32 protein-coding genes and 1 pseudogene are annotated in these 23,938 nt (G+C 34.4%); 14 read left to right on the plus strand and 19 right to left on the minus strand.

Translation table 11 applies throughout. The features are described 5' to 3' along the window. Positions 1–3 precede the first annotated feature (3 nt). The gene (locus JFU20_RS08125) at positions 4–423 is read right to left on the minus strand and encodes a MarR family winged helix-turn-helix transcriptional regulator (RefSeq protein WP_002166098.1); all 420 of its coding nucleotides are present in this window, start codon (positions 421–423) and stop codon (positions 4–6) included. Positions 424–585: 162 nt separating this feature from the next. Between JFU20_RS08125 and JFU20_RS08130 the strand changes: the two are divergent. Continuing rightward, positions 586–1,016: pseudogene (locus JFU20_RS08130) on the plus strand (regulatory YrvL family protein). Positions 1,017–1,049: 33 nt separating this feature from the next. Next, the gene (locus tag JFU20_RS08135; RefSeq protein WP_078175613.1) at positions 1,050–1,637 is read left to right on the plus strand and encodes a thioredoxin family protein; all 588 of its coding nucleotides are present in this window, start codon (positions 1,050–1,052) and stop codon (positions 1,635–1,637) included. Positions 1,638–1,676: 39 nt separating this feature from the next. Here JFU20_RS08135 and JFU20_RS08140 read toward each other — a convergent pair whose 3' ends face one another. Continuing rightward, a complete protein-coding gene (locus JFU20_RS08140) occupies positions 1,677–2,141 on the minus strand; it encodes an SRPBCC family protein (RefSeq protein WP_002126258.1) in 465 nt (154 codons plus the stop codon). Positions 2,142–2,336: 195 nt separating this feature from the next. Next, positions 2,337–3,128, minus strand: coding sequence for a bacitracin resistance undecaprenyl-diphosphatase (uppP, locus tag JFU20_RS08145; RefSeq protein WP_002011643.1), 792 nt, complete (start codon positions 3,126–3,128; stop codon positions 2,337–2,339). A 182-nt stretch (positions 3,129–3,310) separates the two neighbouring features. Between uppP and JFU20_RS08150 the strand changes: the two genes are divergently transcribed. The 3 genes from JFU20_RS08150 to JFU20_RS08160 all read left to right on the plus strand — a co-directional run bounded on the left by JFU20_RS08150 (position 3,311) and on the right by JFU20_RS08160 (position 5,087). After that, the gene (locus JFU20_RS08150) at positions 3,311–4,669 is read left to right on the plus strand and encodes an MATE family efflux transporter (RefSeq protein WP_002126252.1); all 1,359 of its coding nucleotides are present in this window, start codon (positions 3,311–3,313) and stop codon (positions 4,667–4,669) included. A gap of 76 nt (positions 4,670–4,745) precedes the next feature. Further along, positions 4,746–4,919 carry a hypothetical protein gene (locus JFU20_RS08155; RefSeq protein WP_000343684.1) on the plus strand — a complete coding sequence of 58 codons (174 nt, stop codon included), beginning with the start codon at positions 4,746–4,748 and terminating at the stop codon, positions 4,917–4,919. Between the two features lie 18 nt (positions 4,920–4,937). Then, entirely contained in the window at positions 4,938–5,087 is a 150-nt protein-coding gene (locus JFU20_RS08160; RefSeq protein WP_002011638.1) for a hypothetical protein, read from the plus strand. A 25-nt stretch (positions 5,088–5,112) separates the two neighbouring features. On the opposite strand, the gene JFU20_RS08165 is transcribed toward JFU20_RS08160, so the two are convergent. Continuing rightward, positions 5,113–5,610 (minus strand): hypothetical protein, encoded by a 498-nt coding sequence (locus JFU20_RS08165; RefSeq protein WP_002011635.1) that lies wholly within the window; start codon positions 5,608–5,610, stop codon positions 5,113–5,115. Positions 5,611–5,722: 112 nt separating this feature from the next. Here JFU20_RS08165 and JFU20_RS08170 point away from each other — a divergent pair, with 112 nt between their 5' ends. Then, on the plus strand, positions 5,723–6,631 hold the full coding sequence (locus JFU20_RS08170) for an aminoglycoside phosphotransferase family protein (RefSeq protein ID WP_002011633.1): 909 nt from the start codon (positions 5,723–5,725) through the stop codon (positions 6,629–6,631). On the opposite strand, the gene JFU20_RS08175 is transcribed toward JFU20_RS08170, so the two are convergent. The 5 genes from JFU20_RS08175 to JFU20_RS08195 all read right to left on the minus strand — a co-directional run bounded on the left by JFU20_RS08175 (position 6,628) and on the right by JFU20_RS08195 (position 9,689). Further along, positions 6,628–6,789 carry a hypothetical protein gene (locus JFU20_RS08175; RefSeq protein ID WP_002126244.1) on the minus strand — a complete coding sequence of 54 codons (162 nt, stop codon included), beginning with the start codon at positions 6,787–6,789 and terminating at the stop codon, positions 6,628–6,630. The two genes, JFU20_RS08170 and JFU20_RS08175, sit on opposite strands and share 4 nt — an antisense overlap. Before the next feature lie 96 nt (positions 6,790–6,885). Continuing rightward, entirely contained in the window at positions 6,886–7,659 is a 774-nt protein-coding gene (locus JFU20_RS08180; protein WP_002166100.1) for a hypothetical protein, read from the minus strand. A 24-nt stretch (positions 7,660–7,683) separates the two neighbouring features. Beyond that, complete coding sequence (locus tag JFU20_RS08185) at positions 7,684–8,130, minus strand: flavodoxin (protein WP_002086759.1); 447 nt, start codon at positions 8,128–8,130, stop codon at positions 7,684–7,686. Beyond that, positions 8,123–8,287 carry a hypothetical protein gene (locus JFU20_RS08190; protein ID WP_002011628.1) on the minus strand — a complete coding sequence of 55 codons (165 nt, stop codon included), beginning with the start codon at positions 8,285–8,287 and terminating at the stop codon, positions 8,123–8,125. Before JFU20_RS08190 ends, JFU20_RS08185 begins: the two co-directional genes overlap by 8 nt. A 223-nt stretch (positions 8,288–8,510) precedes the next feature. Then, on the minus strand, positions 8,511–9,689 hold the full coding sequence (locus tag JFU20_RS08195; protein ID WP_002011627.1) for an amidohydrolase: 1,179 nt from the start codon (positions 9,687–9,689) through the stop codon (positions 8,511–8,513). Positions 9,690–10,048: 359 nt separating this feature from the next. Here JFU20_RS08195 and JFU20_RS08200 point away from each other — a divergent pair, with 359 nt between their 5' ends. The 5 genes from JFU20_RS08200 to dltD all read left to right on the plus strand — a co-directional run bounded on the left by JFU20_RS08200 (position 10,049) and on the right by dltD (position 14,365). Beyond that, positions 10,049–10,195: a teichoic acid D-Ala incorporation-associated protein DltX gene (locus tag JFU20_RS08200; RefSeq protein ID WP_002011626.1), complete on the plus strand. Its 147-nt coding sequence runs from the start codon at positions 10,049–10,051 to the stop codon at positions 10,193–10,195. A 12-nt stretch (positions 10,196–10,207) separates the two neighbouring features. Beyond that, positions 10,208–11,722 carry a D-alanine--poly(phosphoribitol) ligase subunit DltA gene (dltA, locus tag JFU20_RS08205; protein WP_002011625.1) on the plus strand — a complete coding sequence of 505 codons (1,515 nt, stop codon included), beginning with the start codon at positions 10,208–10,210 and terminating at the stop codon, positions 11,720–11,722. Further along, on the plus strand, positions 11,719–12,885 hold the full coding sequence (dltB, locus tag JFU20_RS08210) for a D-alanyl-lipoteichoic acid biosynthesis protein DltB (protein ID WP_002126234.1): 1,167 nt from the start codon (positions 11,719–11,721) through the stop codon (positions 12,883–12,885). The genes dltA and dltB overlap by 4 nt, the downstream gene beginning before the upstream one ends. A 68-nt stretch (positions 12,886–12,953) precedes the next feature. Then, positions 12,954–13,193 (plus strand): D-alanine--poly(phosphoribitol) ligase subunit DltC, encoded by a 240-nt coding sequence (dltC, locus tag JFU20_RS08215; protein ID WP_002011622.1) that lies wholly within the window; start codon positions 12,954–12,956, stop codon positions 13,191–13,193. Continuing rightward, the gene (dltD, locus tag JFU20_RS08220; protein ID WP_002126231.1) at positions 13,190–14,365 is read left to right on the plus strand and encodes a D-alanyl-lipoteichoic acid biosynthesis protein DltD; all 1,176 of its coding nucleotides are present in this window, start codon (positions 13,190–13,192) and stop codon (positions 14,363–14,365) included. The genes dltC and dltD overlap by 4 nt, the downstream gene beginning before the upstream one ends. A 17-nt stretch (positions 14,366–14,382) precedes the next feature. Here the strand turns inward: dltD and JFU20_RS08225 are convergent, their stop codons facing one another. After that, complete coding sequence (locus JFU20_RS08225; protein WP_002140949.1) at positions 14,383–15,519, minus strand: NAD(P)H-dependent flavin oxidoreductase; 1,137 nt, start codon at positions 15,517–15,519, stop codon at positions 14,383–14,385. Positions 15,520–15,592: 73 nt separating this feature from the next. Between JFU20_RS08225 and JFU20_RS08230 the strand changes: the two genes are divergently transcribed. Beyond that, positions 15,593–16,513, plus strand: coding sequence for a S66 peptidase family protein (locus tag JFU20_RS08230; protein WP_002011617.1), 921 nt, complete (start codon positions 15,593–15,595; stop codon positions 16,511–16,513). A 27-nt stretch (positions 16,514–16,540) separates the two neighbouring features. On the opposite strand, the gene JFU20_RS08235 is transcribed toward JFU20_RS08230, so the two are convergent. The 3 genes from JFU20_RS08235 to JFU20_RS08245 form a co-directional block, all read right to left on the minus strand. Continuing rightward, on the minus strand, positions 16,541–16,939 hold the full coding sequence (locus tag JFU20_RS08235) for an SseB family protein (protein WP_002011614.1): 399 nt from the start codon (positions 16,937–16,939) through the stop codon (positions 16,541–16,543). An 87-nt stretch (positions 16,940–17,026) separates the two neighbouring features. Continuing rightward, positions 17,027–17,581, minus strand: a complete 555-nt coding sequence (locus JFU20_RS08240) for a cysteine hydrolase family protein (RefSeq protein WP_002011612.1) — start codon at positions 17,579–17,581, stop codon at positions 17,027–17,029. Between the two features lie 13 nt (positions 17,582–17,594). Beyond that, positions 17,595–18,008: a carboxymuconolactone decarboxylase family protein gene (locus JFU20_RS08245; RefSeq protein WP_170935223.1), complete on the minus strand. Its 414-nt coding sequence runs from the start codon at positions 18,006–18,008 to the stop codon at positions 17,595–17,597. A 123-nt stretch (positions 18,009–18,131) separates the two neighbouring features. Here JFU20_RS08245 and JFU20_RS08250 point away from each other — a divergent pair, with 123 nt between their 5' ends. Together JFU20_RS08250 and JFU20_RS08255 are read left to right on the plus strand one after the other, a co-directional pair. After that, the gene (locus tag JFU20_RS08250; protein WP_002011610.1) at positions 18,132–18,584 is read left to right on the plus strand and encodes an Lrp/AsnC family transcriptional regulator; all 453 of its coding nucleotides are present in this window, start codon (positions 18,132–18,134) and stop codon (positions 18,582–18,584) included. A 100-nt stretch (positions 18,585–18,684) separates the two neighbouring features. Then, the gene (locus JFU20_RS08255; protein WP_000707108.1) at positions 18,685–18,867 is read left to right on the plus strand and encodes a DUF3913 family protein; all 183 of its coding nucleotides are present in this window, start codon (positions 18,685–18,687) and stop codon (positions 18,865–18,867) included. 29 nt (positions 18,868–18,896) lie between these two features. Here JFU20_RS08255 and JFU20_RS08260 read toward each other — a convergent pair whose 3' ends face one another. From JFU20_RS08260 to JFU20_RS08285, 6 genes are all read right to left on the minus strand, one after another. Continuing rightward, positions 18,897–19,910, minus strand: coding sequence for a CPBP family intramembrane glutamic endopeptidase (locus tag JFU20_RS08260; RefSeq protein WP_002140948.1), 1,014 nt, complete (start codon positions 19,908–19,910; stop codon positions 18,897–18,899). 467 nt (positions 19,911–20,377) lie between these two features. Then, entirely contained in the window at positions 20,378–21,154 is a 777-nt protein-coding gene (locus tag JFU20_RS08265) for an ABC transporter permease (protein WP_002011490.1), read from the minus strand. Continuing rightward, a complete protein-coding gene (locus JFU20_RS08270; RefSeq protein ID WP_002011491.1) occupies positions 21,154–22,056 on the minus strand; it encodes an ABC transporter ATP-binding protein in 903 nt (300 codons plus the stop codon). The genes JFU20_RS08265 and JFU20_RS08270 overlap by 1 nt, the downstream gene beginning before the upstream one ends. Positions 22,057–22,070: 14 nt before the next feature. Further along, entirely contained in the window at positions 22,071–22,862 is a 792-nt protein-coding gene (locus tag JFU20_RS08275) for a hypothetical protein (RefSeq protein WP_002166101.1), read from the minus strand. Further along, positions 22,859–23,557 carry an ABC transporter ATP-binding protein gene (locus tag JFU20_RS08280; protein ID WP_002166102.1) on the minus strand — a complete coding sequence of 233 codons (699 nt, stop codon included), beginning with the start codon at positions 23,555–23,557 and terminating at the stop codon, positions 22,859–22,861. The genes JFU20_RS08275 and JFU20_RS08280 overlap by 4 nt, the downstream gene beginning before the upstream one ends. After that, positions 23,554–23,934: a GntR family transcriptional regulator gene (locus JFU20_RS08285; RefSeq protein WP_002011495.1), complete on the minus strand. Its 381-nt coding sequence runs from the start codon at positions 23,932–23,934 to the stop codon at positions 23,554–23,556. The genes JFU20_RS08280 and JFU20_RS08285 overlap by 4 nt, the downstream gene beginning before the upstream one ends. Positions 23,935–23,938: the final 4 nt, after the last annotated feature.

Raw genomic sequence — 23,938 nt, forward strand, 5'->3', positions numbered from 1 at the left:
TATTTAAATAAGTTTTTTAGAAATAGATATCATTATATCCATTTCATCTTCTGAAAGTGCGGAAAATCTTTCTTGTAAATATTTCTTTTTCTCACCTTCCATTTTCGCCACTAAATCTTTCCCTTGTTCTGTAATCTCTAAATATACAACTCGGCGATCTGATGTAGAACGTGAACGAGTTACAAAGCCTTTATTAATTAATTTTTCTGTAACAGCTGTAATATGACTATTCGACACATTTAACTCATTCGCTACACGTGAGACCATTTCTTTATTCGTACGGTTCAATATTCTAAGGACAATGAACTCATTCCACGGTATGTAACCACCAAATATTTTTCCAATATCATTACGCAACGTGCGAAACATTGCAAAAACATTTGTCGATAGTTCTTCCATTAATTGTTCTCGATTTTGAGACAACTTTGACAGCCCCTTTTATTTAATTTAGTTAAATAAAAACCTTATTAATAATTTTACACGAAATCTTACTTTTTGTCACCTTATTTCCCCGTAATTCGTAGTTTTTTAATAGATATTTCATGGTACAATGAAATTGATTTTCCAGAAAAAGGAGTTGGGGCAATGAGTCAAGAAGACAAACTTTCTAATCTCAGTCTAAAAGATAAGACTATTATTATTAGTGTTGTTATTCTTATTCTCATTATATTCTTTGCATTTATATTTTTTGTATATGTAGGAATCTTTCATATTACAGGTATAGAATATTCATCAAGAACAGCTCTACTACTCTTTTTTTACTCATTCTTTTATTAGACGGTATTACATATTTTATATTCATTTTCTTTAAAGTGCTCCTACATCCAATGATGACAAGTATGCCCAATTGGCTCTCAATTGCTCTGCTCTCTATAATTGAAATTACGTTAGATTGGTTTGTCATACATACCGCCGATGACTGGATAGAGAGTGTACAAATGCCCAACATAGCTGAATTATGTGTCACACTATTCCTTTACACACTAAATAAATTATTTAGTGATAAGAAAGAGTAAGAATACAAGCTTTTCTATATAAAAATTGGTACAATAAAAATAAATCATACTAAAGAGGTGTTACTTATGAACTTACTACAATGGGCTGATAAAGGCATGTCCTTTGATACATATGTGAATGAAATGAAAGTAAACCAATACGAGCTACTACACATTTACAATAACTTTTTAATTCCAAATGAATTACTTCCAGTTTTAGAAGAACGTCAAAATGATGGCTGGCGCGTTATCGTATTAACAGCTGACTGGTGCGGCGACGCTCTTTTATGTGTACCTGTTATGAAACGAATTTCTGAAGTTGCAAATATTGATATGCGTTTATTAATTCGCGATGAAAACTTAGAGTTAATGGATCAATACTTAACAAACGGAACAGCACGTGCGATTCCAATCTTTATTTTCATTGATAAAGACGGAAATGAACAAGCCGTCTTTGGACCACGCGCTCCAAAAGTACAAGAATTAGTAACTTCAATGCGCGCTACATTACCTGAAAAAGAAGATCCAACATTCGAAGAGAAGCAAAAAGAAATGTATGCTAATTTCCGTGCTACATTAGCTGATGATACTTCTCTTTGGGAACATGTAATGGAAAGCATGATTGAGAAAGTAGTAAAATAAAAAACCTGCCGATTTCGGCAGGTTTTTTATTTTACTAAATTATAATCCTTTTTTCTGAGAATATACAGCATCTACGCACGCTGCTAAACGTTCCATTTCACCCATGTATATTCCACGTGTCATCCACCCAGTCAACTTGTACATAATCTTATATAAAAAATTCTTCGGTTCAAATTCTACGATTAAAGTAAGCGATGTACCTTCTTCATCCTCTTCTAACATATAAGTTGCAGCTGTATAACCTTGCTTCATCTCACATCCAACTGAAACGATATACGGTTCATCATACTCTAAAATTTCCGCCTCAAATTCATATATTTTCTTCCCCATCTTTTGCACAGATATATATTTGTCACCTTCACGAGGGTTTTCAACATCTATATTTGAAGGATACCTATTTTCTACCATAAAGGTACTCCATTCTAGTATTTTCTCGTCATTGTGTACATAATCAAATACAACATCAATTGGTGCTGGAATTACTATTTCTATTGCAAAACTCACTAAATTGCTCCTCTCAAATACCCTATCGATTTCCTTAAAATTATTATAACGAAATCATTATGGCATATTTCACATGGTGAAATACAAGTAATTGAAGGTAAAAGTTTCATTTTTCTCTCTCTATAAAAAAATACCCTACAGTGTAGACTTTTTTTTCAAGTGTCTATTCTATAGGGTATTGCTAATATTTTATACTTACATAATGAAGAAATAGAATACCGCAGCTAAAATGAAACGATAGTAAGCGAACGGTGTTAGTTTTACACGAGCTAATAATTTTAAGAATGAAACGATTGCAAGCAACGCAACAACGAATGCTGTAATAAATCCAGTTGCAAATAACGTTATATCAGCCGAGCTTAATATATCCCAGCTTTTAATTAAATCTAAGCCACTTGCAGCTACCATCATTGGTACCGCTAAAATGAACGTATATTCAGCTGCCGCTGTATGCGAAACGCGAGCTAATAAACCACCACTTATTGTTGATCCAGAACGAGAAAATCCTGGCCAAAGTGCTAAACATTGGAACATTCCAATTGTAAATGCTTGCTTATATGTAATTTCATCTAACGTTCTTGCTGTACTTGGTTTTGAAAACTTCTCAGCAACAATCATTAAAATACCACCAACTACTAAGCTAATAACAACCGGTCCTGGACCGAATAAAACTTCTTTAATTGTACTATGGAATAATACACCAAGAATTCCGGCAGGAATCATCCCGATAATAATATGTAATAAATTTAACGATGGCCCATCTGTTACTTTCCCTATTCCAACCAATGACCATAAACGCTTCCAAAATATAACAACAACTGCTAAAATCGATCCCAACTGAATAACAACTTCGAAAACTTTCGCTCTATCGTCTTCAAATCCAATTAAGTGTCCTGTTAAAATCATATGTCCTGTTGATGATACTGGTAGAAACTCTGTTAAACCTTCAACAGCACCCATGATTAATCCAATTAACCAATCAGCCACAATTAGTGCCTCCTTAATAACGCATATGTAATTTTTTCACACCTTATCATAATACCTTATCCCTTTTCAAAGTGCATCCTTTTTTTATTGATTTCATTTGTTGTATACGCTTATTTCTTTTCTATTTTTTGATTAAATTGTATGATAATAAGAGTTTGTTTTTTACGTTGAAAGGGGATTTTATGAAAGAAACTAATTCATTCTCACAAAAGTTAAAGCAATTTTTATTACTCTTTTTCCCGATTTTTGTAACGCAAATGTCATTATTTGCGATGAGCTTTTTTGATACGACAATGTCAGGACATGCGAGTCCTATTGATTTAGCGGGTGTTGCTATCGGAACAAGTATATGGCTTCCCGTTAGTACCGGCTTAACAGGAATTTTAATGGCTACTACTCCTATTGTTGCACAGCTCGTTGGATCAAAGAAAAAGGAGGACGTTCCCCACATTGTCATACAAGCAGTATATTTAGCAATTTGTGCTAGTTTCGTTGTTATCCTTATCGGATTCTTCGCTGTTTCACCTATTTTAAATGGCATGCAATTAGAAGAACCCGTGGAACGTATTGCAGCACAATTTTTAATTATTATCGCGATTGGAATTATCCCTTTATTTACTTACACCGTTTTACGTGGATTTATTGATGCATTAGGGAAAACTCGAACAACGATGATTATTACATTACTATCATTACCAATTAATGTAGTATTAAATTACTTATTAATTTTTGGTCACTTTGGCTTTCCAAAACTCGGTGGTGTTGGTGCGGCAATCGCTTCTGCAGCAACCTATTGGTGTATTTTAATTATTACGGTTATTATTATTCGTACGAAAGAGCCTTTCGCTTCTTTCAATATCTTTAAACAGTTATACCGCCCTTCCTTTACAATCTGGAAGGAATTCCTGAAACTTGGCGTCCCTATCGGATTTGCTATCTTTTTTGAGACGAGTATTTTCGCTGCGGTAACACTTATGATGAGTAATTTTAGTACGACAACAATAGCAGCACATCAAGCAGCTATGAACTTTGCTTCCTTGTTATATATGACTCCTTTAAGTTTAGCAATGGCAATGACGATAGCCGTTGGATTTGAAGTTGGAGCAAAACGATACAATAATGCGAAACAATATGGATTTATCGGAATTGGGTTAGCCCTTGCTTTCGCTCTTTTATATTCAATCCTTCTTTATTTCTTTGATGATGAAATTGCTTCTATTTATACGACAAATGCAAATGTCCATCATTTAGCTAAAGAATTTCTTATATTCGCGATTTTATTTCAAATTTCAGATGCGATTGCAACTCCAGTACAAGGAGCACTTCGTGGTTATAAAGACGTAAATGTTGCCTTAATTATGACATTAATAGCTTATTGGGTAATAGGTCTACCTCTTGGCTACATGTTAGCAACTTATACTGACTGGGCAGCAAAAGGTTATTGGATCGGTCTTATTATCGGTCTAGCATTTGGAGCAATCTTCCTGCTTATCCGTCTCTTTCAAGTACAAAGAAAATATACAACGCAAAGCAGCCGCTAATGATATAGCGGCTGTTTTCTTCATGCATATTTTTTCTTATAACGTGTAACATAATGAAAAAGAAAGGTGGATACATATGGACGAAAAACAAAAGAAACAATCATTCGATGAAGAATTCGCCCCTGAAATTTCACCTGGATATCGGCAAGATGTACATAAGCCACCTAAATATAAAAATACTTCTTTTTTAATGGGCATTACCATTTTCGCAGCTGTATTACTCGTGCTCATCATTTTCGTCTATTTTTAAAGAAGGGTGGTCTATTATATGAAGAAACAAGATTCAAATCGTTCAAAAAGAACTGTGAAAAAGGAAAAAGGATATGCAGGAGATTCTGTTCATACACTGAAACAAGTTGAGCAAGGAAATTTATACATTGCTCAAAAAGAACTTGGTCAACAAAATGAAAATCTTTAAAGTCCCTCTGCTTCTAGAGGGTTTTTTATTGTACATATTGTTTTTGTTCTAACACCATGAATAAATTATTAACCTTTACAATTTTCATGTCATAATTTAATTTCATTTCACTTCTCTTGCCATTTTCAATACCAGTAACGTACGCTACAGTATGATAGCGAAAACTCTCATCTGTCTCTTCACGTATCTCTTCGTTTGTAAATTTATACTCTAAATCCCGAAAACGGTTTGGGTAATAATTTTCTATTAACTGTTCATACCCTCTACTTACAAATATTTCTTCACCTTTTCGTTTCACATCTTCTTTATTATTAAACTCAAACACTGCTAGTTGCGCTGTCACAAAGTGTTCTCCTATCATTTTCATTTCTTTATCAGTTAAAGTTTCTATACTTTTGTTCTTTAATTCCTTATTTAACTCGTAGCGATCTATCGGTTTAAAGGTGGCAAAAACCTCCTCTTTATATGGCCAAAACAATCCAAAAGCGATACATAGAGAAATGATTAATATTCTTTTCTTCATAATGCACCCCACCCTCCTCCATTAATGATAGTTATATTTTAACATATAGAAAGAAAATTCTGATATCATAAAATGGAATACCCTACCTTTAACTTAGAAACGAGGAACAATTATGGACTCTTACAAACAATATATAAAAGAAGCTCTACCAGATCTTTCTATACATTCATATATACAAAATGAAGAAGGGTGGGATAATATAACGGTTATTATAAATGCCGAACTACTATTTCGTTTCCCACGAAAACTTGAATATGCAAACCGAATTCCGTTAGAAAAAGAACTGTGCACAATTCTTTCTCATTCATTACAAGAAATCGAGATTCCTAAGTATCATTTATTGTATAAGAATGATTGTAATACGGTTCCATTTTGCAGCTATTATCCTCTCATTCATGGTGAACCGTTAACAACTGAACTACTTGCAAAGCTAGAGAAAAAAGAACTTGAAGTAATTATTACACAATTAGCCACTTTCCTTGCGGCTTTACATAGTATTCCTTTAAAACGTACTGAAACGCTAGGGTTCCCTATCGAAAAAACACTTACCTACTGGAAAGAACTACAAACAAAATTAAATCAATATTTTACTAACAATCTTACTTCATTACAGAAATCAGCCTTAAATCGTTTATTCGAAAATTTCTTTACCTGTATAGCTAAGTCTACCTTTCAAAATACAATCATCCATGCTGACTTTACACATCACCACATTTTATTTAACAACTTGAACAAAACCATTTCAGGTGTTATCGATTTTGGAGATGCTCAAATTGGCGATCCCGCTTTTGATTTTGCTGGGCTATATTATGATTTCGGTCGTGAGTTTACTACATCTGTATATGAACAATACAGTGCACTTATTTCTCACCGCGATCCATTATTCATTCACCGCATCACTACCTTTTATCAATACAGCCCTTTACTACATAACCTTATTTATAACATTGAAACAAACAACGAACTAACATTAAAGAAGAATGAAGAACAGCTTAAAGCAATACTGCAGGGACGAGATTAAATTCTCTCCCTATACTCTCTCTCCTCATACATCATTAACTTTTTATCCATTTCAACAATAACTTTATACAATTGAAATGCCTGTAAAATTTGCAGTTGAATTCCAAAAGGAGCATTCTGTTCTTTTAACCATTGAAATACTGCCGTTTCATCTTTCATTGATTATTCCTCCCTTTATTACTCTGCTACAAATATACGGTAAATGATGAAAAGCTTTTCATGTCAATAACAAAAAAGGATGCAAAATTGCATCCTTTAATGTACTATATTTTTCTTCTGCTTCGCTTCTTTCTTTACTTCTTCCCTTTGGCATTCACTACGAAACGCACAACTCATACACTCAGAACGAAAATGACGCTCTGTATAGTGCTCAGGTTGCTGCAACATTTCTTTCATTCTAAATAAATCATCCATTCCAGTTATAATATCTTCCTGCTTTGGAATGTACTCATACTTAGTTCCTTCTATTAAATTAATAACTTCAATTTTCCCTGGAAGAATACCGAAAGCTTTATAACTGAATACTGTCATTAGCTTCTGACAAAGAGCAAGCATTTCCTCATCCGCATCGATAACATACTTTTTAATTACAAACGATTCAGTACTCCACTCACCAACTTCAAATGTCAATGACATGTGGACACCTAACTCTTCCATATATGTTTGAAACTTCTCATATAAAAATAACGGCGGTGCCTGACTATCATCCCTTTCAACAAACTGTAATAAGTGATCAGTTAGCTTCGCTAAAACAATATAGTACTCCGCCTTTGAAGCAAACATATTAATCCTTACTTTTTTCCAATACTTTTCTATTAATATTAAAAGTACAATTTTCGTTTGTTGGCCCGCAGGTAGCGTGTAATATTCATTAATAATTTGATTCACAATCATTTGCGCTATTTGTTGCCATTCAAATGAAGAAGGTTCTCTTCTTTTTATATGACGGAAATAAAATTTATGCGGACAACGCATAAAATCATACAAATGGTAATCTGTCATCGTTTTGATTGAGATTTTCTCATGCAATTGCTCTTCATCTCCCTTCTGCCATTAAGAAAGGTGTTTTACGAATTCAGCTCCAAACTGTAAACATTTTTCTACATCTTCATCTTCTGGCGTTAATTCTACTTTCAATCCTTCTAACACAACTGCTGCCCCGCGCTCCTGCAGCTTTTCTATTAAAATATCAACCGCTACCCCGTATTTCGGATAAGCCGAATCACAAGAACCGAATGCAGCTGCTTTTTTACCAGTTAAGTTAATAGAATCCATTGCATCATAAAAATCTAAAAAATCATCAGGAAGATCACCATCTCCCCAAGTATAAGCACCTAAAATAATCCCGTCATATTGCTCTAATATAGAAGCTTCTGGTGTATCCATAATATCAATTACTTCAATCTCATTTTCTGTTTCACGAATCGCACCCGCAATATGGTCAGCCATTTCCTCTGTATTTCCACTCATACTTGCAAAAATCATTACTAACTTACTCAACTGAACCTCTCCTTTTACCTTGTATCTCTTTTTCTGTTTGAAGTGTACTCTTCTCATCTACATATTCAGAACGAATTACATTTCGTTGCCATTCAATATGCTTATCAACATCTTTATTTTTTAATCCCCTTCGTAAAAGGTGAAATGTTTTTCTCATTAAGGTTCCTCATCTGTTTCATTGATAATAATTATCAATTTCAATTATACCATTAGATTAATTGAAATTGATTATCAAAGTCAATAACTATTTTTTAAAAAATAGTTAAAATGTACAAGCTTGTCCGTTAGCTATTCATATACTATAAATGAGCATAGTTCTTTCTCAGCCCTCTCTGACGGAAGAAATAAAAGCAACTGCAATAGAGTGCAGTTGCCTTTTTTTATGCTTTATCAGTTTCTAGTAGTCTTATAGTTGTCTCTAAAAATAGTTCCACTCCATTAATTAAAGCCGATTCATCCACATCAAATTTCGGATGATGATGTGGATAACAAGTATCAATATTTTTATTCCCTGTTCCTAATTTAATGAAACAACCAGGTGCTTTTCTTAAATACGCTGAAAAATCTTCTCCTCCCATAGAAGGTTCAAGATGCACAATACGCTGATTTCCGAACAATTTTATCGCACTTTTTTCTACTATTTTCGTAATGTACTCATTATTAACAACTGGATCATATCCGTAACGATACGTATATGTATAATCTCCCCCATGTGCTTCTGTAATTCCTTTTACAATTTGCTCAATTTTCTCTTTTGCTTCCTCTCTTAATGTTTGATTAAAAGATCGAACAGTTCCCATTAAAGCTGCTGCACTAGGAATGATATTATCGGCCATCCCCCCATGAAATTGTGTAACTGACACTACTCTATGCATAAAAGCACTTGTATTTCTTGATACGATATGTTGTAAATTTGTAATAATTTGTGCTCCGATAGCAATAGGATCTATCGTTTCTTCTGGTCGTGCCGCGTGACCACCCTTTCCTAAAATTTCAATTGTAAATACGTCTGGTGCTGCCATCATAGGGCCATATACAATTCCTATCTTTCCACTTTCTAATCCAGACATAACGTGCAAACCTACTACATAATCGACGCCGTCCATAACACCGGCCTCCACCATTTCTTGTCCACCACCGGGATACACTTCCTCTGCGTGCTGAAAGAACAGACGGATTTCGCCTGCAAAATCTTCCTTCATATTTGCTATCGTCTCTGCTGCACTTAATAAAATAGCTGCGTGAGCATCATGCCCGCATGCATGCATTATTCCTTTATGCACAGACGTATAAGGTTTCCTTGTTTCCTCTTGGATTGGTAAAGCATCTATATCAGCTCGAATCGCAATTACTTTCCCTTGTTGCCTTCCTCTTTTAATTGCTAGCACACTGTACTGCGTTGGTCTCGTTACTTCAAAAGAAGAAAATGAGCATAATGTTTCATATATAAATTGCGAAGTTTCTTTTTCATGAAACGATAATTCCGGATACTTATGGAAATGCCGTCTCCATTTAATGATATTTTCCTCTGAAATAAAACTCCTCCACTCTCTTTTCATAATAATTACCTCCTTTTAAAAGGCTCTATACCTTGAAAATGTACTAAGTACCCAGTGATTATTAACCCACTCCAATTCAGGAATAACAAAACAAATATTATATTTTCCCGCCTTCTCACAATCCACTTTTATACATTCACACAATCCACTTCCTATTTACATGTCAAACCCATTACAAATTCATGCTGAATGTAATATAATTGCTAAGTTAGGGATTTTCTTTTTTAGTATTTAGTGCTAATATCAGAAAAGAGCCTTTTGACTTATTTTTACCTAAAATGTGGGATTTTGTTTTTTTCACAATAATGTAGGACATGATACCTACAAAGAGCTATTATTTCATTAAGCGAGGGAAAGACATGGAAAGATTAAAAGAGATATGGTCTCAACCACTCACACAATGGGTTGCAAAGACGGTTTATTACCTTGCAATTTTATTTGCATTGCTTTGGTTGTATGGATTCCATGATACAAACACAAGTACATTTATTTACAACGAATTTTAGGGTGGGAACGTTATGAAGTTATTAGAACAAATTGAAAAGTGGGCTGTAGAAACGCCTGATCAAACCGCTTTTGTTTGGCGAGATGCGAAAATTACGTACAAACAATTAAAGGAAGATTCTGATGCGTTAGCACATTGGATTTCTTCTGAGTATCCAGATGATCGTTCACCAATTATGGTTTATGGCCATATGCAACCTGAAATGATTATTAACTTTTTAGGTTGTGTAAAAGCTGGACATGCTTACATTCCTGTAGATTTATCTATCCCAGCTGATCGCGTACAACGTATCGCTGAAAATTCTGGTGCGAAATTACTTTTATCAGGAACTGAAGTAACTGTAACTGATTTACCAGTTCGTATCGTAAGTGAAGACAACTTAAAAGATATTTTCTTTACTCATAAAGGGAACATTCCAAATCCTGAACATGCGGTAAAAGGTGATGAGAACTTCTACATTATTTACACATCAGGAAGTACAGGTAATCCGAAAGGGGTTCAGATTACTTATAACTGTCTTGTTAGCTTTACAAAATGGGCTGTAGAAGATTTCAACTTACAAACAGGGCAAGTATTCTTAAACCAAGCACCTTTCTCATTCGATTTATCTGTAATGGATATTTACCCATCATTAGTAACGGGTGGCACACTATGGGCAATCGATAAAGACATGATTGCACGTCCAAAAGACTTGTTTGCTTCTTTAGAGCAATCGGATATACAAGTATGGACTTCGACACCATCTTTCGCAGAAATGTGTTTAATGGAAGCCTCTTTCTCTGAAAGTATGCTACCAAACATGAAAACATTCTTATTCTGCGGTGAAGTGTTGCCAAATGAAGTAGCTAGAAAATTAATTGAGCGTTTCCCGAAAGCAGCAATTATGAATACGTACGGTCCAACAGAAGCTACTGTTGCTGTAACAGGCATTCACGTTACAGAAGAAGTGCTTGATCAATACAAATCACTTCCAGTTGGCTACTGTAAATCAGACTGTCGCCTTCTTATTATGAAAGAAGATGGTACAATTGCACCTGACGGTGAAAAAGGTGAAATCGTAATTGTCGGTCCAAGCGTAAGCGTTGGCTATTTAGGAAGCCCTGAATTAACAGAAAAAGTATTTACCATGATTGATGGTGAGCGTGCCTATAAAACAGGTGATGCTGGCTATGTAGAAAATGGTCTTCTATTCTATAATGGTCGTCTTGATTTCCAAATTAAGCTTCATGGTTATCGAATGGAATTAGAAGAAATCGAACATCATCTTCGCGCGTGTTCTTACGTAGAAGGTGCAGTTGTTGTTCCAATTAAAAAAGGTGAAAAATATGATTACTTATTAGCGGTTGTTGTTCCTGGAGAGCATTCGTTTGAAAAAGAATTCAAATTAACATCTGCAATCAAAAAAGAACTCAATGAGCGATTACCAAATTACATGATTCCACGTAAATTCATGTATCAATCTTCTATTCCAATGACACCAAATGGAAAGGTAGATCGCAAAAAATTATTGAGTGAGGTTACAGCATGACCGCATATGGATCATTTTATTTTTTCGCTATAGTAGGCATTTTATTAATACCTACTATCATAGCTGGATTAAAAGGTAAAATGTTGCGTAAATATAATGCCGTTTTAACATTAGTAATGCTCGTTATTATCTTCTCTGATAAACCGAAGCAAGCAATCATGTTAGCCGCATTTATTATTTGGCAATATGCCCTTATTAAAGGCTATTTAATTTTAAGAAAACAAAATAATAGTACATTCACGTTTTGTATAGCTGTTATTTTATCGATTTTACCGCTTATTTTGGCAAAAATCGCACCATTTGTACCTGAATTGCATTTTATTGTTTTCGCAGGTATGTCTTACGTAACATTTAGAGCTGTACAGATGGTCTTTGAAGTTCGTGATAATTTAATTAAAGAACTTTCCTTCTTTAATTTCTGGGAATTCGTTTTATTCTTCCCTGCGATTTCAAGTGGACCTATCGATCGTTACCGTAGATTCCAAAAAGATATTCAAAAGCCGCCTAGTGCTGAGGAATATCAAAAGTTACTATATACAGGGATTAACCGTATTTTCCAAGGTTTTCTGTATAAATTTATAATCGCGCACTTGATAACAACATATCTTGTAAAGGCAGTATTCGCCAATCAAGATACACTTTTATCTAATGTGATTTTTATGTACGCTACTAGCATGCAGTTATTCTTTGACTTTGCAGGTTATAGTGCGTTCGTAATTGGTATCAGTTACATGATGGGAATTAAAACTCCAGAAAACTTTAATAAGCCCTTCCTTAGTCGTAACATTAAAGACTTCTGGAACCGCTGGCATATGAGTTTATCATTCTGGTTCCGTGATTTTATTTACATGCGTTTCGTCTTTTTTGCAACGAAGAAAAAGTTAATTAAAAACCGTTACACAATTTCGTATATCGGTGCATTTTTAAACTTTTTCATTATGGGAATTTGGCACATCCAAGGAAGCGCTGTTGCGCAGTATGTTATTTATGGTCTATATCATGCCGCACTGTTTATTTTATTCGATATTTTCGAACGAAAAAACAAGAAGCATAAGTTTTGGCCAAACAATAAATTTACACACGTCCTTGCGATTGTAATTACGTTCCACGTTGTATGTTTCGGTTTCCTGATCTTCTCTGGACACCTTAACAGATACTTTTAATGCACCCTTCTTATACTATTAAGAAGTTGCACATATAATATATTTCGGATATAAAGGAGATTTTAAAAATGGCAGAATTCAAAGAGCAAGTATTAGATATTTTAGAAGAAGTATGTGAAAACGATATTGTGAAAGAAAACTTAGATGTTCAATTATTTGAAGAAGGTATTCTTGATTCTTTCGCTGTAGTATCTTTATTAGTAGAATTCCAAGAGCGTTTAGAGATTGAAGTTTCTATTTCTGATTTTGACCGCGATGAGTGGGCTACACCAAATATGGTTATTAAAAAGTTAGAAGAAATCCGATGAACAAAGTGAAATTTGGTCCGATGCTTTTAGCATTGGCCCTTTTTGCTGTATTCTTACTTATTCCTACGCGCTTCCTACTCCCACTTTTAAGTGATGAGAAAGTAGAACAAGCTGCGACTTCTTTAAAAGAAGAAAAGATTCAAAGTATGATTTTACAGCAAAAGATGTTAGCAGACCCGAAATATCTTCCGATGTACGGTTCATCGGAATTCGCACGTATGGATGCTTTCCATCCATCGAATTATTTCAAAGTAAAGCCTGAAGGATTCACACCATTCCTACTTGGGCGCGGTGGAACACAAGACCTTGTACATGTATTAAACTTCACATCTACAATGGATCAATTGAAAGATAAGAAAATGATATTCGTTCTTTCTCCGCAATGGTTTGTACCACAAGGTATTGATGAGACACACTTTGCACCTAACTTTTCAAAACAACAAGGTTACCACTTCATTTTCAACGATGATTTAAAACCTGAAATGAAAAAACAAATTGCAAAACGCTTATTAAACTTTGAGATTGTTAAAAAAGAAACTTTATTAAAAATTTCGCTTGAAGGTATCGCCTACGATGATACAAAGTATAAAGTAAAAGCACTTGCTGCTAAACCTTTCGCTTATATTTATCGTAACATTCTAGATCGTAAAGATTTATTTACAGTTATGTTTAATATTAAGCCGCATAAAGAACAGCTTGATCCATCATTGAAACAAATGAACTGGGAAGAAGCTCGTAAGCATGCTGATCAAACAGGTGCAGTAGAATCAAGCTCTAACGAATATGGTATCGAAGATGATTACTTCAATAGCAAAATTAAGAAGAAATTAAAACAACGTGAAGGTTACTTAAAAAATGATGCTTATGACCAATCACCAGAATATGAAGATTTACAAATTGTACTTGATTTATTAAAACAATCTGGCGCAAAACCGCTCTTCATTTCTGTTCCTGTAAAAGGTCCTTGGTATGATTACGCTGGCTTCCCGAAAGAAAAACGCGAATTATACTACAATAAAGTTCATGAGCAAATTAAGCAAGCTGGCTATCCAATTGCTGATTTCTCAAATCATGAATATGATAAGTACTTCTTAAAAGATCATATGCACTTAGGTTGGAAAGGCTGGGTTTACATCGACGAAGCTATCCAACAATTTTATAAAGCAAACTAACGAAAAGACCGCTTGAATTATTCAAGTGGTCTTTTTTTATATACATCTTGTAATTGTTCAATTACGTTCTCTGCTTCTTTCATGACACGTTTCACTACGTGCTGAGCTGATTCCGTTCGTGCTAATGATGATGCTTGTCCCGCCCAAAGCGACATATACTCTTCCTTATTTTGCTTCGCTGCTTCTTGACGTATTTTTGAAGTTAATACGTTTTGCACTGGATACATCGGTAAATTCTCTTCTCTTCCTTCATGTTTCTCTATAAATTCATTACGAATACCCCGTGCATATTTCCCGGAAAACGCACGGGTTACCGTTGTACTCGTATCTGTACTATGTAAAATCGCCTCTTTATACACGTCATGCGTAATACTTTCTTCACTCGTTAAAAAGGCTGATCCCATTTGAACAGCTTCTGCCCCTAACGCAAATGCCGCAACAAGCCCTTGCCCATTCATTACACCACCTGCTGCAACAATCGGGATATGAGGTACTTCCGCTACTAATTGCGGGATTAATGCAAATGTACCAATCATCGCATCTTGTTCTTTCCCAATAAACGTTCCTCTATGCCCTCCTGCCTCGCTACCTTGCCCGACAATAATATCTACCCCTAACTTAGCAAGTGCTTTCGCTTCCGCTACATGGGTAGCTGTTCCGATAACTTTTATCCCTTCCTTTTTCAAATCATCTATTTCTTCTTTTTCTAACGTTTGAAATGCAAAACTAACGACTGGTACCTTTTCCTCTAATAATACTTGTAATTGTTCTTTATAGCTTTTTGGAAGTTTTAAAGTCTTTTCTTCCTCTATACCTAATTCTCTATTCACTCCACTAAGTAATACTTTCGCCTCGTTTACCTTCTCTTCTTCTATCTGTATCTCTTTCGTTAAAAGTAAATTAACACCGAAAGGCTTATTTGTTAGTTCCCTTATCTTATAAATCGCTTCACGGATTTGTTCTGGGCTCATATACCCTGCTCCAAGCGTACCTAATCCTCCGCTATTACTCACAGCTGCAACAAGTTCTGACGTTGTAATCGCTCCTGCCATACCTGCTTGAATGATCGGATACTTAATTTGTAATATATCTATTACTCGACTTGTAAACATCATTTTCCCTCCTACTTTCCCTATACCTTCTTTATATGACATGCTTTCCCCTTCTTTTACAAGGATTGAACTTTCGCTCAAGCGAATATATTGAAAGAGAAGGAGGCTGAGAACAATGATTTATCCAAATGCGTTGCAAAAAGGTGATACGGTAATGGTTATTGCACCGTCTGGCCCACCAACACTTGAGAATATATTAAAAGGTGTGAACGTATTACAAGAGATGGGATTATCCGTAATAATTGGAAAGAGTGTTTATGAAAAATATGGATATTTAGCTGGAAGTGATCAAGTTCGTCTTGATGATATACATGAAGCATTTACAAATACTGAGGTCAAAGCAGTCTTTTGTGCACGAGGTGGTTACGGCAGCGCTCGTCTCCTCCCTTACATTCAATATGAAATCATTCAACGGAATCCAAAGATTTTTTGGGGATATAGCGATATTACGGCTTTACATACTGCCTTTTCACGTTATGCGGAGCTGGTTACTTTTCATGGTCCAATGATTGAAGAATTAGGAAAAGGTATAGATTCTCTCTCCTTATCTTCTTTCAATCAACTATTCCATCCGTATTCATCTATCTTATATGCATCAGAATGTATCGTACCTACCTCTCCATGTACAGTTACAGGCACATTAGTTGGAGGGAATTTAACTGTGTTAACAAGTATAATTGGCTCGCCCTATGAGATAAATACGTCAAATAAACTTTTATTGCTTGAAGATATTGGTGAAGAACCGTACCGCATTGACCGGATGTTAAATCAACTACTTTTATCTGGACAGTTTAATGAATGCAGCGGCGTTATTTTTACAAGTTGTCACGACTGCAACCCTTCTAAGCCATCTCAATCATTGCAAACAATATTATATGAATATTTCACGCCATATAATATACCTGTGTTATTCGGTTTACCGATTGGACATATAAGTCCAAATATCGGTATTCCCCTCGGAGCTACAGCAACAATAAATACAACTAACAAAACTGTTTCTATTTCTTCTGGTATAGCCACTCCATGTTCAAATTAAAAAGGAAAAGCTGCTAAGCTTTTCCTTTTACTTATAATAATTAAAGATTCGTCCTGATGCTATCTCTGCAATTTCTTCTGGAATAAATGTTTTACTCATATCTGTTCCAACATTTAATACAGCTGTCGCATCTTTCTCGATGCTACCCAATAATTCTTTTCCACGTATCGTAATAAGGGGTGTACCTTCTGGCAACACATCTTTTACAAATTTCAATTGTGTAAAGAACGGAACGATCCATCTACCCTCTCCTTGGAAATGACGCAAACGAAGTGTTCCTTCCGTTGCCCCGTCTTCTGCTTCAAGTGAACCAGCAACATAAAACTCCGTTGTTAAGAGCAATTCATAAAATTCCTTTTGCTTTTGTTTATCATCTCCTGCTAAAACGAGTACTTCTTCTATTTTCTTTACTGGAATTTGCTCCATATGATGACACCCCTATTTTCAAAATGATTATACTTAGATTATACGAAATATTCTTATTTTTTTCTACATAATTCCACAATTATTTTCTTAAAATAATTTTAAAACACCTTCAGTCGTAACGATTTTGGCAAATTCATCATGTAAGTTTACAAGTGTCATATTGTGAATGTCCTCTGCACTATACTCTGTCCCGTCCAGACCTTTACGATTGAATGTAGCCGTCGCATCGCTCACTAAATACGTTGTAAACCCTAAATTACCTGCCATCCGTGTTGTAGTCTCCACACAATGATTTGTTGTTAATCCTACAATCACTACCGTATTACATTCTTGTTCTCTTAATTGTTCTTCCAAATTTGTCCCAATGAACGCGCTATTAACGGATTTCTGGATAATTATTTCATCTGGCATTGGTTGCACTTCTTCTTTAAAGTTTACCGTTTCCGCATGTTGATAAAACATCGATTGAACATTTTCTTTATTTACATGTTGAATATGAAAAACTGGTAGTTTTCTTTTTCTCCATTCTTCTAACAAACTTTTCATATTTTCTTCCGCCAAAAGGTTATTCCTCACGCCCCAGTATGGTAAGTTGAATGCTTCCTGTACATCAATGATTATAAGTGCTGCTTGATTAAGCATAATATCCTCCTAATTAATTGGGCTGTAATTGAAACAGAAAACCAAGTTGCTGCGAAGCAGTAATAAAACAAATATAGGCACAAAGCTCTACAATTTCTTTTTCAGTCCAATATTGTTTTAATATATGAAACATATTATCATCTATCGCCTTTTGGTCATGAACAAATGCATGTGCAAAAGTAACGGCTACGCTAATTTCTTCTATTTTTTGTATATCATCCGGCTTTCCCTTTGCCATACAGTACGGACATTCATTCCCAAACGCTAATGTTCTTCTTACTTGCTCCTTTAACTCTACGGAAAGGGCCCCTGTACTATACAGTGTATTCTCTAACGTACTCCACGAATTTAATATATCTGGATTATGACCTAATAATTTTTGAAACTTTGTATCTCCTACATTTGATAATGTAATTCTCTCCATCATTTCCCCTCCTATTCCCTTCTTTTTTATTGTAAAATAAATAAAGTTCACTTTACATTTCATATGAATCTTAATTTTAAATTTTTCTTTACAAAAATTATCATTTTACTGGAGGTATATTTACAAATGCAATTAGACCGTGTTGATCGAAAAATTTTAAATGAATTATATAATGATAGCCGCCTTTCGATGCGTGAATTAGCAAAACGAGTAAACTTATCGGCTCCGTCTACTACAGAACGTGTACGTAAACTTGAAAGTGAAGGGATTATTCAAAAATACACAATCGATATCAATTATAAAAAAGCAGGACTTGTTTTAGATTGTATTTTAGAAATCACTTTAAAAAATGGTGATACAACACGTATGCAACAGTTTATTCAGTCTTATCCATCTGCAAGTTTTTGTTACCGAGTAACAGGAAGCTTATGCTACATTGTAAAAATCTCTGTTCCTTCACTCGTTGAACTTGAAGAATTTATCAATGATGTTTCTTCATATGCAACGACAGTTTCTCATATCGTATTATCAGAAGTAGCTCTTACTCCGGACATTGAACATATATTCCCAGAAGATTAATTCATCTTTATTCACAAAAAGAGTAAAAACCCCTTACATTAAGAATAAAAATGATATATCATGTATTAAAATACATAAAGTTCGAGAAAGGGGCTTTACATTGAAAATCTGGTTTTATGAAAAAACGGCACAATTAGATGACTTGCTTGGTATTTGGGACAATGTTCCGACCATCCCTCGAATTGGTGAAAAAGTTGAACTTCTAAAAACCGTTCGGATCGTTACAGATATTAAATATGTAAAGAACGGTAATAATTTTCGTGTAGAGATTATTACAAATTAAAAAGTAGCTCTTTAGGAGCTACTTTTTAATTATCTATTATGCGCTTTCTTTATAACAATTTTATCTTCTTCTACAGAAACTGTTACATAATCATTTTCTTCTAACCGAAGCTTATTTACAGCTTCATCAGGTAGTTCTACAGCCATCAATCTATCTGTTACTATCACTTGGCTATATATTTCATTTTCTTCTGATGTATTCACTACTTTTTCTTCATTTATGAAACGAATCGGTGGCACACCAACTTCTTTTACTGTACGCCACTGGTTCCAAGTAAAAGGAATGAACCATAATAAACCGATAATCACAAGACCAATGCCGATCCATAAATTACTTTGTGCTTGTAATTCAGTAATCGAGATTGCGTCACTTCCATCTCCACCTACAAATTGCATACTCGTTGCAATCAAATTATTTAGAGCATGCACAGCAATATTCGTCCATATATTTTTTGTCTTTATGTATAGAAGGCACATAATAACACCGAACATGAAAGCACCGATAACATCAAAATGTCCTAGTCCAAAAATAAGAGAGGATATAATAACCGCTCGTTTAATCCCCCATTTGTACGCCATTCGCTGCAAGAAAAAACCTCTAAAAATAACCTCTTCCATTATTGGGGCTAATACACATGCTGAAATGAAAGTAAATATCGTCATGTATATGTTACTCGTATTAATTACATTTCCATCTTCTAACATGGTAACTAAGAAATTAGGTAAAGTATGTGCTAAAATATAAAATTGAATTTGGGATATACCGACTGCAAAAATCATTCCCATGATCGTTGCTAATACAATTAACCCCCAATGTAAACGTCCAGGCTTATCAAAAAAGCTTTTAAAAACAACATTATTTTTACTTGTTTTTAAATATAGCCACAATAGTGGAAATGCAAAAAATATTGATATTTGTGACAGTAACTCTATCGTATTGTCAGAAGCACCTGATAACCTTAATGGAATCATCGTCAGGAACATCCCTATAATCATCCATCCAAAAAAACTACGTAGCCTTATACGTGAAAATGCATGTTGCATATGGAACACCTCCAGAGATGATATAAAGTGAAACTTTAATCAGTGGGGGTTTTGTTCATCCCCCACTGATTATTAGTTGAACCAATCGGGCTTTTACGGGCAGTTGATCTCCCACCTAACTTCTTTGCTCCAGCCGAATTTTTGGGTGGGAGTTTTACTGCCCGGCAAATAGCGGGATAAAGTGAAACTTTATTCAGTATTTTATGGGTAGCTCTTCTCCACAAATGGCCGGATAACTAAATTATAATATGAATATAGTTGAAAATCTTCCTATTTTTCTCACTTTATTCCGAATAATATACGTATTAAATTACATAATAACAATCCTATTTGATATACCATATCAATGTTCTTCAACTTAGTTACAATTATGTTCCTAAGTAAATATGTATCTGCCACACTTAAAAGCTACATAAATCAAAAAAGCTGGTTAATAAAAATCCCCGTTAACACGGGGATTTTTTCTACTATAATACGTCACGTTTTTGGAATAATACACTTGATGCTACAAGTAATACAGCAAAGTATGCAACTACAAGTAATAATGAAGTTGTAAACGTAAATTCTGTAAATGGTGGTTCCATTCCATCGCTTACTAATTTATTGCTGTCGTAAACACTTAAATTTAAATGGAAGAACACAACAAATTTCGCTACACCTTTTGCAAACATTATTAGCACCATATTAATTGCTCCTTGCAAGAAAAATAGGAACAACGTAATAATTAATGGTAATACAGACTTTCTAAATACGTTTGCCAAGAAAAAGGCAAGAGTTGCAAAGAAGAACGGTGAAAGTACTTGATATAAAATGGACTTCATTATGATTCCTAACGTTAATTCTGTTTTACTACCATCCATTACAATCCCGCCAATAATCATTGCGATTAACGTGCTAGCAAATATGATAAATAATATAGTAAGTAACACTGTAATATATTTAGAGAACAAAACTGTAATTCGTTTTCTCGGACGGATTAATAACTGCTTAATTGTACCTTTTTGAAACTCATCAGTAATTGTACGAGAAGCAATCGTAATTCCAAAAATTGTTGCAAACAAGGTAATTAAACCCATATCTGAACTTACAAAGTCTAAATATGATCCTTTAAACTCATGTCCTCCCCCCCATTTCAGCATCGCTAAAACTCCCAAAATCTCCAATGCTGCAATTACACCTATTAAAATGTACATACCTTTTTTCGCATGTAACTTTAAAAATTCATTTTGAATTAATTTAAACATTACGCTTTCACTCCCCCTGTAATCGCTAAGAATTCATCCTCTAACGTTTTATTTTGAACAGTAACACCGTATACGAGTACATCAGCATTTACTAGCTCTTTTACAATTTGCGGAATCTCTTCTTTCATTATAGGTGTCACAATTACATTCCCTTGTTCCTTACCTTTAATGATTTCATTTGCTTTCTGAACTTGATCTACTTCAAACGCTACAACTACCGTTTCATCATGCTTCGCTTGTTCATGTAAGTTATACTCTTGCACAAACTCACCTTGCTTTATAATAACGACGCGGTCACACATTAATTCAATTTCACTTAATAAATGACTTGATACAATGACTGCAATATTTTCTTCCTTCGCTAATCGTTGTAAATAGTCACGAATTTGGCGAATACCAGCTGGATCTAATCCATTTGTCGGTTCATCTAAAATTAATATTTTTGGCTGATGAAGTAACGCTTGTGCGATTCCTAGGCGTTGTTTCATTCCAAGTGAATATGTTTTCACCTTTTTATGAATGGCATGCTCTAAATCAACAAGCTTTATAATTTCAGCGATACGCTCTTTACTAATTGGGGTAATTGCCATGTTTGCAAACTGCTTTAAGTTTTGCATTCCTGTCATATAATCATATAGCTCGGGATTTTCTACAATCGCTCCAATTTGCTCTAGCGCCTTTTCACGCTCTGTGCGAATACTATGGCCACAAATTGTAATATCACCTTCTGTCATCGAAATAAGACCTGTCATCATACGAATTGTCATCGTCTTACCACTACCGTTCGGTCCAAGAAACCCGTACACTTCCCCTTCACGAACTTCAAATGATAAACCGCGGATAATTTCCGTTCCACCAATTTTTTTTCGAACATTCTCTAACTTTACTACTACGTTTCCCAATGCCGATTCCTCCTTTAAACTTCTAATTTTTTATCGATTATGCGACCTGTAACGACTAGTAATATAATTGTTAATAAACAATTAAAACATAGATTTAAAACTGTAATATCTGTGCCAGAATAGAATGATGTATTTAAAAAGCCATTTTGATCTATAAATCCAATATTATTTATGGAAAACATATACTTTTCTATTTGCTGAAAGATATACGTTATTCCCCCATTAAATGCGATAAAAATGACGAATAAGACTACGCAAACAATCTTACTCATCGATGATTTCACATTGAATAGCTTCACAATTACTATAATTAAATAAATTGAAACTAGCATATTAACAAAATCTAGTCCCCATAAGAAAATAGATAACATATGATGGAATATTCCATAATCATATAAACTGTGGATTGCTTGCTGAACACCTAAATTTGTTTTTCCATTGTAAATATTTAAAGAAAAATAGTATAGAAAAATGATTCCTATTCCTAGTAAAATCATAAAGAGTAGTACAGAAAATAAAACATTTGCACATATATACTTTTGTGCTGAAATAGAAGTACAACGTAGCATAGAGTTTTTTAGCATTTTTCGAAAAGACGATATACCTGTTAGAAAAATTGCAAATCCATTTATACCTAGTACGATAAAAAATATAATAATGATTATATCTTGCCTACCTGAAATTCTAGCTCCTGAAACTCCTTTCATATTAAATAAAAGAATTAATGAAACTGTAATAAATCCGAAGTAAATAATGGCTATCTTTCTCTTATTACAATTATACAGATAACGAAAAAGCTGATTCATGTCTCATAGGCCTCCTTAAACAGCTCATGTACTGCTTTCCCTTTTTGAAATCGTAGTTCTTCCACATTTTCATGCAATATTATTTCTCCATCTTTCAAAAAGATTACTTCATCAAATATATTTTCAATTTCTCTTATTAAATGAGTCGATATAAGCAGCGTACAATCTTCACGATAAAATTTAAGGATTAGCTCAAGTACATGTTCCCTAGAAACGAGATCAATCCCGCCAAGTGGTTCATCCAGTACGTATAACTTCGCTTTTCGAGAAAACGTTAAAATAATTTGAAGCTTTTCAACCATACCTTTTGATAATGCTGTAATTTTTTCTTCTAATGGTATTTTAAATTCCGCAATCGTATCTACTGCTTTTTGAATATCGAAGTCTTTATAAAAATCTCTATAAAAGAATAATGCATCTTTTACAGTCATCCAATCATCAAAGACTGGCTTATCAGACATAAATGAAACGATTTCTTTCGTCTCTAACCCTATTTTTTTACCGTTAATTGCTATGCTACCTTCTGAAGGATGTTGCAAGCCTGCAATCATTTTCAATAACGTCGTTTTTCCGCTCCCATTATCTCCAACAAGCCCAACGATTTTTCCTTCTGTAATCTCTATGTTTAATTCCCGGATTACTGCTTTCAATCCGTATCGCTTCCATAGATTTTCTATTTTTAATAGCTCTGTCATTCGTTCTCCTCCCTTTTCTCATGTAATGAAGAACGAAGAATTGAAAGAATTTCTTCTTCTGAAAAACCTAAATTGTCCATTCCATCTATAAAAGAATGAAGTAATTCTTTCGCCATATCTTTTCGCAGCTCCATAATTTTCTCCCCTTCATTCGTTACATATCGCCCCATTCCTCTACGTGTTACAACAACTCCATCCCGTTCTAGTTCTTGAAATGTGCGTTGAATCGTATTTGGATTTACTTGCAATTCACTCGCTAATTCACGTACGGAGGGAATTTTATCACCAGGCAATAAATGACCCGTTACAATTTCTTTCTTTGTGTATTCCATTACCTGAATATAAATTGGTGTATTTGGAGAAAATTCGATTTTCATTTTT

This window comes from Bacillus sp. TH30, assembly GCF_016650875.1.
In the GTDB taxonomy this organism is placed as follows: domain Bacteria; phylum Bacillota; class Bacilli; order Bacillales; family Bacillaceae_G; genus Bacillus_A; species Bacillus_A mycoides.